Raw genomic sequence first — 13,794 nt, forward strand, 5'->3', positions numbered from 1 at the left:
CGTTTAAGCACTAAACGGAAACGGAGACCGTCGCAGCAACTTCCTCGCGGGCGAGGACCATGTTGCGCAGGGACTGCTCGGTTTCTTCGTAACCGCGGGTCTTCAGGCCACAGTCTGGGTTGACCCACAGGCGCTCGAGCGGAACGTGCTTCAAAGCAGCACGAATAAGCTCGGCCATTTCAGCCACGGATGGAATACGTGGCGAGTGGATGTCGTAGATGCCAGGACCGATTTCGGAGTGGAACTTCTCGTCGATGTCCTGCAGCAGCTCCATACGGGAACGCGCAGCCTCAATGGAGGTGACATCAGCATCGAGGCCAGCAACGGCGTCGATGATCTGGCCGAACTCGGAGTAGCACAGGTGGGTGTGAATCTGAGTGGTTGGCGCAGCATCCAAAGACACCAGGCGGAAAGAGCGCACTGCCCAATCCAGGTAGGAAGGACGGTCTTCTTCACGCAGTGGCAGCAGCTCACGCAGTGCAGGCTCATCAATCTGGATGATTTCAATGCCGGCTTCTTCCAGGTCCTTGACCTCATCCGCCAGTGCGACACCGATCTGGTCAGCAGACACCGACTGGTGAACGTCATCGCGAACGAAAGACCACGCCAGGATGGTGACTGGACCAGTCAGCATGCCCTTGACGTGCTTATCGGACAGGGACTGTGCGTACTTAGCCCACTCCACGGTCATTGCCTTTGGACGGGAAACGTCACCAACCACGATTGGTGGACGGGTACAACGGGAGCCATAAGACTGGACCCAGCCATTTTCGGTGACCACGAAGCCATCGAGAAGCTCCGCGAAGTACTGCACCATGTCATTGCGCTCTGGCTCGCCGTGCACCAGCACGTCCAAGCCCAGGCGTTCCTGCAGCCCAATCACGCTGGCAACTTCCTTGCGCAGCGCCTCATCGTACTGCTCATCGGTCAACGCGCCGGAGCGGTGGTCCGAGCGTGCCTTACGAATATCAGCGGTCTGTGGGAAAGAACCAATGGTGGTAGTTGGCAGGACCGGCAGACCCAGAGCCTTCTGTGCTTCCTGACGCTCAGCAAAAGCTGGTTCACGCTGCACCAGGCCCTCAGGCAGTGCCGCGGTGCGGTCCGCTACCTGCTGGTTGTGGGTACGGGTGGACTCAGCGCGGGTACGTACCGCACGGTCAGCGCGAGCATAAGCTTCCGCCGCATCCAGTGGGCCCGCAGCCAAAGCCACGACCTCACCGATCTTTTCATTAGCGAAGGAGAACCACGCAGCAACATCCACCGGCAGCTTCGTTTCCGCTTCCACGGTGTGCGGCACGTGCTGCAGCGATACCGAAGTAGACACGGATGCGCCCTCAAACTGCTCAAAGACCTCACGCAGCGCGCGCAGGTTTCCTGCCCACACGTTGCGGCCATCGACCAGGCCGGTCACCAGCTGGGTCTTCTCACGGTTGACAGTATCCTTTACGCGTTCCACGTAGCCCGCATCCAGAACTTGCGTGCCGACGGACAGGTCCACCTGCAGTGCCTCCGGCGCCACTTCTGCCAGTGCGTCGAGCCCGGCGCGCGCGGAGCCATAAGGGGTGGTGACATATACCTGTGGGCGGTTTTCCGCCGCCAGAATCTTGGTGTATGCAGCCTTCAAGTGTGCGGCAATCTGCTCGTCGTTAGCAACGGCGAGGTCAGCCACGGCTGCTGGTTCGGCGAGCTGAATCCACTCGACGCCGGCATCGGCAAGCGCGGCAAGGACCTGGATGTAGGACTCAACGAGCGCATCGAGGTGCTCAAGTGGCTGGCTGGTGGAGCTTTCTGCCTGCTTGGACAGCGCCAGGACGGTGACTGGACCAACCAGGTATGGGCGTACGGCATGGCCCTGTTCGCGAGCTTCCTCAACTAGGCGCAGAACGCGGTTAGGACGAGCCACGAAGTTCTGGCCATCCACGATTTCCGGAACGATGTAGTGGTAGTTGGTATCAAACCACTTGGTCATCTCCAGCGGCGCACGGTCAGCGTTACCGCGAGCCAGAGCGAATTCTTCATCCAGGCTAACCTCAGCTGCGTCGCCGCCCACGGCACCAACGGTCAACGAGGTCTCCAACACCTGGTCATAAAGCGCAACGTCTGCTGGGATGGCGTAATCCTCATCCAGACCCAAATCCTCCAGGCGCGCGTAGGTATCCACGCGCAGAGAATGCGCGGCGGATTCAAAAGTCTCCTGGTCAATCTTGCCGGACCAGTATGCTTCCAGGGCCTTCTTGAGCTCGCGCTGGGCGCCCACGCGTGGGTAGCCCTCAATAGTGGCCTTGGGAAATGGTGTTTTCTCAGTCATTGTTCTTTCCTTCTTGAGGTTGAATCCCGATGCTGCTCAGGAGTTCTTGGGTAATTGATGCGTTGTTATGGGTGTAGATGTGCAAACAGCCTGCGCCGCCGGCGAGCACCGCTTGGGCAAGTTCAACGGTGTGCGCCATGCCGATGGCATATTCCTCATCCGGGCTACGCGCACGCGAAAGCTTTTCGATGAGCCCTTGCGGCACCTTCAGCCCTGATAGCTCACCCATACGCTGGGCGCGTTTGAGCGAAGTCACCGGCATGATGCCGGGGATGAGTGGGATTTTCGTTCCCGCCAGCCGCGCGCGCTGGGCGAATTTGAGGTAGTCCTCGGCGTCAAAGAACAATTGCGTTATGGCTAGGTCCGCGCCCAAGCGCTGCTTAGCCAAGATGACGTCGAAGTCTTCATCAGCGTTGGCGGATTCGACGTGGCCATTGGGATAGCACGCAACCCCTACCGCTAGGCGCCCAGCGGCAAAGCGTGCGGCTTGCTCTCCTTCTAATTGGCGGATCAGGCGCACCAATTCATCGGCGTGCTGCAGGTATCCCGCCGGCAACGTGGCTTGGCCCGGCTCCAAATCCCCGCGCAGTGCCAAGAATCCGCGGACGCCGGCATCTACTAAGACGTTGACCCACTCCACTAGTTGCTGCTTGTTCCCCGCCGTGCACGCCAAGTGCGCCAGCGGCCGCATGGAGGTGGTGGTAGAAATCCGCTCGATGAATTTCGCGGTGCCCTCCAGCCAGCCCGAACGCTTGGAGCTTGTCACCGCAATGTAGTCGGGGTTGTAGCTCTCTAATACGTCAAGCAGGTTGTCCACTTTCGCGTCGTCGGCATCATCCCGCGGTGGGATAACTTCAAAAGACAGCGCGGTGCGGGTGTAAGCATTGCTTGCCGATACCCCCTTCACGCCCGCGTCCAGCTCAAGATAATCGAGCGGCGCGGATGCTGACATACGTGGCACCATGATTCCTCCTGTGCTGGTAGTTGATGTGCGAGTAATGAAAACGTACCAAGCTGTTCACTTTTTCCGACAGGAGTTTTTAATGGTGTTACCTTTGAAAGTTCGCTGCCTTGCCAAAGGGCACTCACCTGGATGAATTTAAAAGCCCGCCTATGAACCAAGCTGTCTACTTTGTGGTTTGGTGGCCGGCTAGATTGTGGAAATATCTCCCACAGCTCTCCCACAGCGCGGCAAAAGACAACTACTGTTGGTAATTAAGTAGTTGGATATGCATGAGAAGGAGCGAAAAGCACATGAATCCCATTGCAGCGCGGCAAGCGTTGAAGGTTGCATCCTCTTTGTGGGGCCAGTTCAACAAGTACCGCAAGGACAAAGCGGCTGAGGCTTATTCCGCATTAGAAGAGGCAGCGAACACGGCGAAGTCCAACACCAATGATCTCGGTGCGGATTTGGACGCACGCTTCCCTGAGGCTCGCAAGCAGGCCGGCGCTGTCACCAAGGCCGCACACGATCGCATTGAGCGCGCGCTGGCGGAATTTAATAACCGCAGCGAGGAAGCCGGCGAACGCCTGGTTTCCGCCACCTCTGAGTTGAGCGACCGCGCCGAAAAGGCGACCCGCGCTGGCCGTAAGAATGCGAAGAAGTCCATCACCAAGACCCGCAAGAACGCCCGCAAGCAAGCAAAGCAGGCTACTAAGGCGACCCAGGCCAAGCGCAAGCAGTTGGGCAAGAAGAAGTCGAAGTCTCGTTCACTCTTCTCCGTGGCTGGCATCATCGCGTTGATTGCTGCGGTTGCAGGCGGCGTCTACTACCTGCTGCGCCGCAACGACACCCCGGGGGAAGTTCCGCCGCGCGTGGAGGACTTTGCCGATAATTCCCAGCCAGATACCTCCGGCTCCACCTTGGTCTACACCTCAACTTCCGAAGATGACAAGGCCACAGCAACTGCCGGCGGCAACAAGGGTGCAGGCGACCTGGCTGAAGATGGCCCCGAGGAACGCGACGAAGAATTGCTCAACTCCCTCGATGAGCAGCTCGCCGCCCACCGCGAGCAGGCCCACGCCGAGCAGGCCCAGTCGGAGCGTGATGCCGCAGCAGACGACATCACGGAACAGTCCGACGCAGACTCCACCGACACCTCGCGTGTCACCGATGATTCCGAGGATGAAGGCAAACACCGCCTCGAAGGCGACGACAAGTAAGCCGGCTCCGCTTTCAGCGTTACCCATACCCCAAGGTTTCTACCCCGATTTCTCCATCGAGGTTTGAATCTTGGGGTTTCGCCGTATTCCCCTACCCGTTTCCCACTTGTACTGAGACTAAATTGGTTGGGATTGGCTAAGATTTCGCCTTTTGGGGGTGGGCTGAACGTAACGTAGATCGCACTGCATTGAAGTAAGTGACTGGCGCTGGTTCAATAATGCCCAATACCTGTAGAAGTTCTAATAAGAAGTAAAACTGCATCGATATCCTTTTATGAATTGTTTAATTGTTCTGCCTTGATGTCGGGCGGTTTTTCTTATTTCACGATTATTCCCTGCCCTACTGGAGGACTCGGTCTTTATGAGCTATGAAACTATTACCATCAACCTGAAAAACGGCGAAACGTTCTACTTCCCAGTTGGTGCGGTAATTGGAGACAGCTCCGCCCGCGTTGATTTGCTGCGCGAGGCCATTGAAAATTCCAGCGATTTCCGCTCTGTTGACGTCGATGGCAATGAGCAGGTGTTTAACGGCGCCGATGTGGAGCGCTACACACTGCGTTAAGGCGAAAGCAGCCTTTAATATTCAAGTTTTCTAAAACTTCCCGCGAGGATTGCGAAAAACACTATCCTGGGTAAATCAATCCGCATAGACTGATTGACCATGACTGTGCCGAAGTATCCACGGATGCGTACGTGGGCGTGGTATCTGCCCGATGATTCACCACCGAGCACATACTCCATTGACTCCACCACTTGGGATTCCCCGGGAAAAGCGACGCTTGCCCTGTTGGGCATGCACCGCACCAGCGTGTGGATGACGCTTGTGTGCATGCTGTTTTCTGCGCCGGTCGGAGCGGCTGTCTCAGCCGTGATTGGCTACGCCACCGAGTCCGTTTTCACCGAACTCACCTGGACTTCCCTACTGGTACCGGTGTTGTTGACCATCCTCCTGCTGTGGTTTCAGTGGGTAGCTGAATCAACTGCCGACGCGTTTACTGAAATGGGCGCCGCACGCACCACGCATGATTTGCGCCTGGGATTACTGCAGCGCCTTTTGCGCAGCCGCACCCAGGGACTCAATCCGGGCAGACTGCTCAACACGATGGATGAGGACTCCAATAACATTGGGCAGCTGAAGGAAATCCTCAACTTCCCCGTCATGATGTTGGGCTATGTCGTTGGTGCCGTCATCGTCATCGCGCCGTCCTCGCCGTTTGTCGCCACGGCCTTGCCTGTCGGCGTCGCGTTGACCATGCTGGTTTCCTATTTCACGGCCAAGTCGCTGACCAAAGTCACAGCTTCGCGCCGTGCGAATGACAATATCGCGCTTAGCTTGGCCACCGATGCCGCCCAGGGCAACCGCGTGGTCAAAGGCTTAGGTGCCGGCGATATAGTGTCGCAGCGTTTCGCCAAGGTGTCGCAGGCAGCGCTGGATTCGATGCTCAAAGAGGTCCGCACGCTGTCGTGGACGACGCTTGTGCGCCAGCTGGTTCCCACCATGTGGGCGATTGCGCTGGTGTTATATGCCATCACGCAGACTTATGCCGGGGAAATTTCCACCGGTGCGCTGATGACTATCGTGATGTTGGTGCCGCCGGCGTTGACATCGACAGGCTATGCGCTGGGCTTTCTCACTCAGTTCTATGCGCGGGCTTTGGCATCGACGCAGCGTATCGCATCGCTTGTCGATGACCTCCAGCCGCAACCCACTCCCGCCAATTCCACAGGAAACAACACGGATTCTATTGCTACGGCATTCAACCTGGATAAGGGGCTAACGGTATGGCAGCCGATAACGGTCCCTGGCCGGCACCGCATCGCTGAAGATATTAAACTGCTCGGCTCCATGGGCGCGCTGTGCCCACCGCACCAAGTATCGGTGTTGGAAGGAACCTTGGCGGATAATATCAACCCCGAAGGAAGCTTCTCACTAGAACAAGTCCATGAGGCACTCGATGCCGCAGCCTGCCACGATATTGTCACCCGGCTTGGTGGCTTTGGCGAGGATGGCGAGTTACCCACCACTGGCATTGGTGAGGCCGGGCTTAACTTATCGGGCGGGCAGCGCCAACGCGTGGCTTTAGCGCGCGCACTCGCCTATGACCCACAGGTACTGGTGCTGGATGAACCGACCACGGGATTAGATTCCATCACGCTGGCAACCGTTGCCCGGCGCGTGGCTAGTTTGCGCGCAGGGCGCATGACCATCGTGATTTCTTCCTCGCCGTCCTGGGCAGCGGTCGCTGATGAGGTGGTGACACGATGACAAAACCTGCACAATCTAAACCCGTGGTGCGCCAAGCTGATGCGCTGGCTCCTGCCGGTGGCAAAGAAATCTGGAATTTCATTAAGGCTTTGCCTTCGGCACCGAAGCGCTACCAAGTCATTTTCACTCTGGCTTCGATTATCACCGCGGCCGCTGCGATGAATATCGGCGCGACGGTAATCGGCTCACTTGTCGATCTCATCTCCGGTGGCAGCAACACTATTTTAGGTTCCGGGAAAGACGCCGTGAGCTTAGCGATGATCATCTTCGCCATCGCCTTAATCATCGAAACCATCGGGCGCGCGCTCAACCTCTTTTTAATCAATACGGCAACGCGTCGGTTGAGCATCGACCTGCGCAAAACGGCTCTCGATGCCGTGATGCGCGCGCCCGTCCCGCGTATTTTGGAGCTGGGCACCGGCAATGTGATTACGCGGCTGTCCAAAGACATCGACACGACCGTGTCCACGATTAGCCACACCGGTGACCGCCTGATTGTCACGCTGGTGTTCATTCCCGTTACCGCAGTGACCTTGGTGCTCATGCACCCGGCGTATTTAGTGTTGATGATTGTTACGGCGATCATCATGTGGCCGTGGATTAAGCAGGTCATCCGCGATGTTCCTGCGGTAACCAACGTGGTCTCCGCGGTAGAAGCTAAGCGCAATAATGTGTTGCTCGATAGCATCCGCGCGCTTGAGACCCTGCGGCAATTCCGCCTGATGCGCTGGGCACATCGCCGCATGGATTATGTTTCCTGGGAAACGGTGCAGGCCTGGGGTGATAGGTTGCCGCTGTTTAACCGCATCATGGGTCAAGGCAGTATCGCTTTTGGCTTTTTGCTCTTGGGTTCTTTAGTGATGTCCATGCCGATGGTGTCCGCCGATTGGTTGAGCGTGGGTGAGGCCGCTACCGCGGTGTTATTGGTCATGCGCTTGGAGATGCACGTATTTACCCTGCTCTTTTCCGCTGGCGATATCCAGCACGCGTTAACTGCTTTGGGCCGCGCTGTTGCGCTGGGCAAGATTGCTGACGATGACATCGTCGCCGATACCGAGCTTCCCACCGTAAAACCCCAGCCCACGGTGGAGATCAGAAACTTGGACTATGCCTACCCCGGCGGCGCGCACGTGCTTTCCGATGTCTCCGTCACCCTCAAAGCCGGCACCACCACCGCGCTAGTTGGTACATCGGGTGCTGGTAAGTCGACTTTGGCTGCTTTGGTCGCGGGCTTGCAATATCCCACCGCCGGCAAGATCGTTGTCGATGGCACAGATACCGCCACGGTTCCCAATGTGTGGATCAGCCAGCACGTCGCATTGATTACCCAAGACGTGCACCTATTTTCAGGCACCTTGCTCAATGATTTGCTGCTGGCGAAACCCGATGCCAGCGATAATGAACTGCTCACGGCACTTTCCACCGTCGGTTTGCGCCACGGCACTCCGGCCTGGGATCGCTGGCTGCCGAAGGGGCTGAATACCGAAATCGGTGCCGGCAACCCCGAGGTCGGCGCGGAGGTAGCCCAGCAGATTTCCTTGGCGCGCATGCTCTTACGCCAGCCCCCAGTGCTGATCATGGACGAGGCAACCTCCGAAGCCGGTAGCGAGCACGCCGAGGCCCTCGAGTCCGCCGCGCGCGCTGTCGCCCGCGGCCGCACCACCTTGGTCGTGGCACACCGGCTCGATCAGGCCCGCGTCGCCGACCGCATCCTAGTTATGGAAGCCGGCGAAATCATCGAAGACGGCGACCACGAATCACTCATTGCCCTCGGCGGGCACTACGCTCGCGCGTATGCCCAATGGGAGCACGGCAAGTAGGTATGCGCGCGTTAAAATGGTGCGCATGAATTTCACTCCCGTAAGCAGTCCAGACAGCAGTTCAGAAGATGACTTGGTCCTGGTCGTCGCCACTGAATCAGATCGCACGTACCTGTCGCGTTTGAATTTCCTGACCGATACCTTCGGCGATGAGTTCGGCGCGGTCACCGCAGATTTTGACCGCGACTGGATTTATTATCTGCAAAACTGGTCGGAAGAGAAAGGCGGATTCATCGCTTGGCGCGGGCACATCCCCGCTGGTGGTGTGTGGTTGAACTGGGGCACCGATGAACTCCACGGTTTCGGCCACGTCGAAGAAGGTATCCCCGAGCTCGCCTTGGCGGTGGAAAACCGCTACAAGGGTGAGGGAATCGGAACCGCGTTGTTGGAGGCCGCGACGGAACTCGCCCGCCAGATGGGCGCTCCCGGCATTTCACTATCCGTAGCTGCGGCAAATAAACGCGCTCACCGCCTGTATTTCCACTTAGGGTTTGAACAAGTCGGTGAGCGCGAAGGCCACTACGTTTTGGTGAAGCGTTTCTAGGCGAAGTTAGAAAGCGAGGTCCGCAATCCACTTCAAAATAAAGAAAAATAGTACTGCGGCCAGTGCAAAGTTCAGTACTAAGACAGCTGGATGAATCCTTTGTGTTTTCTGCATCGACGACTGATGGAGAAAAGTGGTGCTGACAATTGCTAACCAGCCAGCTAAAAATACCGTCACTCCCACTATGAGCGACTCAATACTGAATATGACAGATGCTGCATAAACAACGACCAGCATCACGAGCACCGGAAGCGTCTTCTTCGGTGTTAATGACCACGTAGTATCCATGGCCTCAGGCTACTTTAAAAAACCCGGCTCACAAGGGCTAACAGGTTTCTAAGTGTAAGGACGGCAGCGGTCTCATCGAAGGCGGAAACTAACGGCCAGTGACCGCTGACTAAGCTCAATTTCCTGTGAATTGCAGACAAGTCTATATGTACACTCCATCGACATATCCAGAAAACATGTCGAAATTCTCGGCCTAAATAAACATATTAGGTCTTAATTGCTGGTCAGATGCTTCTGTTTTGGCGAAACGTTTCTAAGCGGAACTCCCATAATGGCGGATTTCTTCTTCAATCAGCGCGGCGGTTGCGTCAAAGGCGGAGACCATCGGCCAGTGCCCGCTGGCTAAGCTTCGGCGCTGCCAAGTGGTAGCTGATTTGGCAACGGCGGGAGCATCCTTTAACGACAACGCAACATAAGTCGCAGGCTGCTCCTCCACTGGCGAAGATAGGTCCGCTGCATCAAGAACCGTTCGGCCAGGGTGCGCCGTGAACTTAGAAGCCAAGTAGTCGCGGTCGGCATCGGTGAGGGCGTCAACGTAGTCGAGCATCTCACGCGTGGGCGCAAGCCACAGGTTACCGGCGGCCTCGATCTCTGCCTTTTCTTGCGCGCGTTCATCATCGGAAGAGCCCCAGTTATCGAGGAGCGCGTGGGCAGCGACAGGCAAGAAAGCGCCGATGTGAATGATGCCGGAGACCTGGGAACCCAGCCGGTCGGCTGCCGCTGCCACCACGAAACCAGAATAAGAATGCGACACCAAAATCACTTTGTCGTCGCGGGTCTGATAGATGACATCGACAAGCTGCTGCACGTGGTCCTCGAGACTCACGCGCGCAATATCGGCACCAGATCGCCCGGGTTCACGGCCGCGAAGGGTCATCATTTCCGCATCAATGTCGCGGGCACGCAGCCACTGCACCGTCGGCTCCCAGATCCAGCCGCCCATCCAGGCACCCGGGACAAGGATGACGTGTGCGGCCTTTTCCGGCATGACTACACCAGGCCCTTTTCCTCCAGCCAGTCCTTGGCGATGTCCGCGGCGGGCAACTGCTCGGTGACGCTGCGATTATTCAAAGAAACCAGGTCTTCGGGACTCATCGCGGCAGAGACCTCATTGATGACTTCGGCAGCCTTGTCGTCGACTTTGTCGCTGGCAAGGGGCACGACATTAGACGATAAGAACAAACCCTTGGTGTCCTCTAACGACACCAGATTGTTGGATTCAATGGACGGGTCGGCGGTGTAAATAATGGCCAGTTGAACATCGCCATCTTTTAAGGCTTTGACCGTGAGCGGTCCGCCGCTGTCTTCAATCGGCGCGAAACCTACCTCAATGCCATAGGTTTCTTCCAGTCCCTTCGGGCCATTGGGACGTGATTCCGCCTCAGAGTTTGCACCCAAGGTCATGGGTTCAGTGACTTTATCTAGATCTTCAACGTTTTCGATCCCCCACTCATCGGCAAATTCTTGCGTGATGACATAAGAATCCTGATCCGTGGCCGGTGATTGCTCCAAAACATTCAAGCCTTCAGGCGCTGCTTCTTCCAGCGCAGCAAAGACATCATCCGGCAGGCGTGCTTCGGTGTCTGGCTCCCAGTACTGCAGAACCGGCCCGGAATACTCAGGGAAAAGGTCAATCTCCCCGGCTTCAATTTCCGGCAGGTAAGCCTCGCGCTGTCCGATGCGGAACTGACGATCCACATCATAACCAGCATTTTCTAGCGCCTGCGCGTAAGTTTCGGCGATGATCTCATTGGAGTAATAATCCTGTGAGCCGATAACAATGGTGTCATCACCGCTGGCATCGTTGGTTGCTCCGTCATCTTCTAACGGGCTGCTGTCGGTACCGCACGCGGTCAAAGCAAAGGCGCTGGTAACGGCGAGTGCAGCAAGTGCGGTCAAACGGTTTTTAGAGAACATGGCGTTAGTCCTTAGAGGTTGTGGGAAGCAGGAATAGCGACGCGGTGCGCGAGTCGTTGGCAGGTGGCGAGGATAAGTTCGAGGATAATAGCAACAGCAATGACTAGCACGGCGCCGCCGAGCATCTCCGCGTAGTCGCGGGTTTTCAGCCCGGAGAAGATATAGCGGCCAAGCCCAGTATCGGCGGTGTAGGCGGCAAGGGTTGTGGTGGCTACCAATTGCAAGGTCGCGGCGCGGAGTCCGCCGACGATCACGGGCAGTGCCAGTGGTAATTCCACGGTGAGCAGCACTTGGGCAGGTCGCATGCCGATGGCTTGGGCAGCCTGCGGGGTGTGGGTGTCGATGGCTTCCACGCCGGAATACGCACCTACCAACAGCGAGGGAATGGCTAAGACCACCAGCGCGATAAATGGCGCTTCGATGCCAATGCCCAGCCACAAGCCCAAAAGCGTCAATAGGCCCAAGGTCGGGATAGCGCGCACACCACCGGTAATCGCGCCGACTACCGCTGCACCGCGGCGGGTATGGCCGATGATAAGGCCTGCGGGGATGGCAATAATTGCCGCTACCACCAGCGCCGCGAAGGTCACGGTGACATGCTCTGCCAGGCGGTTCGGGATTCCAGCAATGCCCGTCCAGTGGGCGGGATCTGTCAGCCAGTGCCAGGCTTGAGCTACAAGGTTCATACGCTCACCGCCTTGGTGGATTTCACCCGGCGCGTCCAGGGAGTAAGCAGCTTGCCGATGATCAACAGCACCGCGTCAATCACCAACGCCAAAAACACTGTGGCAATGACTCCGACGGCAACTTCGCCGGCGATGCCGCGTTGGAAACCATCCGTCATCAGCGTTCCGAGGTTTTGCACGCCGATGAGCGCGCCGATGGTGACCAGACCAATGGTCGATACTGACACCACACGCAATCCCGCGATGAGCACCGGTGTGGCAAGGGGCAGGTCTACCTGCCAAAATAGCTTCTGCGGGGCATACCCCATAGCGATCGCGGAATCACGCACCGTGCGGTCCACGGAGCCGAAAGCATCAGCGCTGGTGCGCACGTAAAGGGCCACGCCGTAGGCGGTCAGCGCGATGATCATCGTCGCCGGCGAGCGCAGCCCCACACCGAAAATCACTGGCACGATAATCAACATCGGCAGCGCCGGGATGGCATAGAGCAACGTCGCCGTGCTCAAAAGCGGTCCACCGATACGCGGGCTGCGAAAGGCAAAACGGCCGACGGGGATGGCGATTAAGGCGCTCAGCACAATCGCCGGAATAGCTAGAGTGAGGTGCGCCCACAACAGTTCCAGTGCCTGCGGCCAATTCAGCTGCAGCCACATCATCGGCTTATCACTCCGACGGGGCGGCCGTTGGCGTCCACGGCAACGCTGCGTCCATTCAGCTTTTCAATCCGCAGCTGCCGCTCCCCGCGGTCACTGCCGATGAAACCGCGCACGAAATCATCTGCCGGATGCGCCATAATTTCCGTTGGAGTGCCCTGCTGAGCGATGACCCCGCCGGGCTTTAAAATCACCACTTCATCGCCCAAGCGGAATGCTTCATCAATGTCGTGAGTGACAAAAACAATGGTCTTTCCGAGTTCGGCCTGCAGTCGCAGCAGCTCATCTTGGAGTTCGCGGCGCACAATCGGATCGACTGCGCCGAATGGTTCATCCATGAGCAAAATATTCGGCTCCGGCGCCAGCGCCCGCGCCACGCCGACGCGCTGTTGCTGGCCACCGGAAAGCTGCCCTGGGTAGCGCTTGGCCATCGCGCGGTCAAGCCCAACGCGGTCCATCATTTCTAGCGCGCGCTCGCGCGCTGGAGATTTCGCCATACCGTTTAAGCGCAACACGGCAGCAACATTATCCACCACCGTGTGGTGCGGCATCAGGCCACCTTGCTGCAAGACATATCCAATGGAGCGACGCAGCTTGACGGGATCAACGCTTCCGACATCGGTGCCATCGATAAGCACGCGGCCTGCGGTAGGTTCCACCATGCGGTTTACCATGCGCAGCAGCGTTGTCTTACCTGAGCCTGAAGACCCCACGAGCGCGATGGTGCGATGCGAGTCTATGGCAAGCGAGAAATCTGCTACCGCCACGGTTTGGTCCGGATAGGACTTTGTGACGTGTTCAAACTCGATCATGGGCACCAGTATATGGCCAACAAGCACAGAAAGAACTGGAAAATCAGAATCCTTCGCGTGCACATCGCCGCAGCAGTTGCCGACAGGAGCTCCGCTACCACTGTTGTTAGCACACTGGCCATCTACTGGAGCACTCCGAAAAACATCGGGAACGGTTTAATTCCGATAGTGACTAAAGCTGGACCACCGTGTAGCGAATCTCACCTTTTTAGCAGGTCAATGGCTTTCCTCCCGTCATAGCAAGTTACTAAGGTGGGACTTAGCGGAAGTTTTTCTTCCCACGACCGCGGGGGAGAGAGATATCCGCATCGAGATCTTGCACAAGCAGGAATAT

Annotated in this window: 13 protein-coding genes; 5 read left to right on the forward strand and 8 right to left on the reverse strand. The window is 57.5% G+C overall.

Annotated elements, in window-relative coordinates; translation table 11 throughout:
* Positions 1-10: 10 nt before the first annotated feature.
* Positions 11-2,308 carry a 5-methyltetrahydropteroyltriglutamate--homocysteine S-methyltransferase gene (metE, locus tag ACG98I_RS11360; protein ID WP_394720755.1) on the reverse strand — a complete coding sequence of 766 codons (2,298 nt, stop codon included), beginning with the start codon at positions 2,306-2,308 and terminating at the stop codon, positions 11-13.
* Positions 2,301-3,272: a methylenetetrahydrofolate reductase gene (locus tag ACG98I_RS11365; protein ID WP_394720757.1), complete on the reverse strand. Its 972-nt coding sequence runs from the start codon at positions 3,270-3,272 to the stop codon at positions 2,301-2,303. The genes metE and ACG98I_RS11365 overlap by 8 nt, the downstream gene beginning before the upstream one ends.
* A 290-nt stretch (positions 3,273-3,562) precedes the next feature.
* On the opposite strand from ACG98I_RS11365, the gene ACG98I_RS11370 reads away from it, so the two are divergent.
* The 5 genes from ACG98I_RS11370 (at position 3,563) to ACG98I_RS11390 (ending at position 9,104) form a co-directional block, all read left to right on the forward strand.
* On the forward strand, positions 3,563-4,471 hold the full coding sequence (locus tag ACG98I_RS11370; protein WP_394720759.1) for a hypothetical protein: 909 nt from the start codon (positions 3,563-3,565) through the stop codon (positions 4,469-4,471).
* A gap of 361 nt (positions 4,472-4,832) precedes the next feature.
* Positions 4,833-5,036 (forward strand): hypothetical protein, encoded by a 204-nt coding sequence (locus ACG98I_RS11375; protein WP_394720761.1) that lies wholly within the window; start codon positions 4,833-4,835, stop codon positions 5,034-5,036.
* Positions 5,037-5,135: 99 nt separating this feature from the next.
* Positions 5,136-6,740: an ABC transporter transmembrane domain-containing protein gene (locus ACG98I_RS11380; RefSeq protein WP_394720763.1), complete on the forward strand. Its 1,605-nt coding sequence runs from the start codon at positions 5,136-5,138 to the stop codon at positions 6,738-6,740.
* On the forward strand, positions 6,737-8,560 hold the full coding sequence (locus ACG98I_RS11385; protein WP_394720764.1) for an ABC transporter ATP-binding protein: 1,824 nt from the start codon (positions 6,737-6,739) through the stop codon (positions 8,558-8,560). The genes ACG98I_RS11380 and ACG98I_RS11385 overlap by 4 nt, the downstream gene beginning before the upstream one ends.
* 16 nt (positions 8,561-8,576) lie before the next feature.
* The gene (locus tag ACG98I_RS11390; protein ID WP_394720765.1) at positions 8,577-9,104 is read left to right on the forward strand and encodes a GNAT family N-acetyltransferase; all 528 of its coding nucleotides are present in this window, start codon (positions 8,577-8,579) and stop codon (positions 9,102-9,104) included.
* 6 nt (positions 9,105-9,110) lie between these two features.
* On the opposite strand, the gene ACG98I_RS11395 is transcribed toward ACG98I_RS11390, so the two are convergent.
* The 6 genes from ACG98I_RS11395 to ACG98I_RS11420 all read right to left on the reverse strand — a co-directional run bounded on the left by ACG98I_RS11395 (position 9,111) and on the right by ACG98I_RS11420 (position 13,460).
* On the reverse strand, positions 9,111-9,392 hold the full coding sequence (locus ACG98I_RS11395; protein WP_394720766.1) for a hypothetical protein: 282 nt from the start codon (positions 9,390-9,392) through the stop codon (positions 9,111-9,113).
* Between the two features lie 253 nt (positions 9,393-9,645).
* Positions 9,646-10,380: an alpha/beta fold hydrolase gene (locus tag ACG98I_RS11400; RefSeq protein ID WP_394720767.1), complete on the reverse strand. Its 735-nt coding sequence runs from the start codon at positions 10,378-10,380 to the stop codon at positions 9,646-9,648.
* Between the two features lie 2 nt (positions 10,381-10,382).
* On the reverse strand, positions 10,383-11,309 hold the full coding sequence (locus ACG98I_RS11405) for a glycine betaine ABC transporter substrate-binding protein (RefSeq protein WP_394720768.1): 927 nt from the start codon (positions 11,307-11,309) through the stop codon (positions 10,383-10,385).
* 11 nt (positions 11,310-11,320) lie between these two features.
* Complete coding sequence (locus tag ACG98I_RS11410; protein WP_394720769.1) at positions 11,321-11,995, reverse strand: ABC transporter permease; 675 nt, start codon at positions 11,993-11,995, stop codon at positions 11,321-11,323.
* Positions 11,992-12,651, reverse strand: a complete 660-nt coding sequence (locus tag ACG98I_RS11415; protein ID WP_394720770.1) for an ABC transporter permease — start codon at positions 12,649-12,651, stop codon at positions 11,992-11,994. Before ACG98I_RS11415 ends, ACG98I_RS11410 begins: the two co-directional genes overlap by 4 nt.
* The gene (locus tag ACG98I_RS11420) at positions 12,648-13,460 is read right to left on the reverse strand and encodes an ABC transporter ATP-binding protein (protein ID WP_394720771.1); all 813 of its coding nucleotides are present in this window, start codon (positions 13,458-13,460) and stop codon (positions 12,648-12,650) included. Before ACG98I_RS11420 ends, ACG98I_RS11415 begins: the two co-directional genes overlap by 4 nt.
* Positions 13,461-13,794 lie beyond the last annotated feature (334 nt).

The sequence above is a fragment of the Corynebacterium sp. L4757 genome, from assembly GCF_043673995.1.
Lineage (GTDB): Bacteria > Actinomycetota > Actinomycetes > Mycobacteriales > Mycobacteriaceae > Corynebacterium.

Coding starts and splice junctions, on each gene's coding strand:
- ACG98I_RS11380 (WP_394720763.1), top strand. CDS start 5,136: ATGACTGTGCCGAAGTATCCACGGATGCGTACGTGGGCGTGGTATCTG.
- ACG98I_RS11415 (WP_394720770.1), bottom strand. CDS start 12,651: ATGATGTGGCTGCAGCTGAATTGGCCGCAGGCACTGGAACTGTTGTGG.
- ACG98I_RS11405 (WP_394720768.1), bottom strand. CDS start 11,309: ATGTTCTCTAAAAACCGTTTGACCGCACTTGCTGCACTCGCCGTTACC.
- ACG98I_RS11410 (WP_394720769.1), bottom strand. CDS start 11,995: ATGAACCTTGTAGCTCAAGCCTGGCACTGGCTGACAGATCCCGCCCAC.
- ACG98I_RS11365 (WP_394720757.1), bottom strand. CDS start 3,272: ATGGTGCCACGTATGTCAGCATCCGCGCCGCTCGATTATCTTGAGCTG.
- ACG98I_RS11375 (WP_394720761.1), top strand. CDS start 4,833: ATGAGCTATGAAACTATTACCATCAACCTGAAAAACGGCGAAACGTTC.
- ACG98I_RS11400 (WP_394720767.1), bottom strand. CDS start 10,380: ATGCCGGAAAAGGCCGCACACGTCATCCTTGTCCCGGGTGCCTGGATG.
- ACG98I_RS11370 (WP_394720759.1), top strand. CDS start 3,563: ATGAATCCCATTGCAGCGCGGCAAGCGTTGAAGGTTGCATCCTCTTTG.
- metE (WP_394720755.1), bottom strand. CDS start 2,308: ATGACTGAGAAAACACCATTTCCCAAGGCCACTATTGAGGGCTACCCA.
- ACG98I_RS11420 (WP_394720771.1), bottom strand. CDS start 13,460: ATGATCGAGTTTGAACACGTCACAAAGTCCTATCCGGACCAAACCGTG.
- ACG98I_RS11385 (WP_394720764.1), top strand. CDS start 6,737: ATGACAAAACCTGCACAATCTAAACCCGTGGTGCGCCAAGCTGATGCG.
- ACG98I_RS11395 (WP_394720766.1), bottom strand. CDS start 9,392: ATGGATACTACGTGGTCATTAACACCGAAGAAGACGCTTCCGGTGCTC.
- ACG98I_RS11390 (WP_394720765.1), top strand. CDS start 8,577: ATGGTGCGCATGAATTTCACTCCCGTAAGCAGTCCAGACAGCAGTTCA.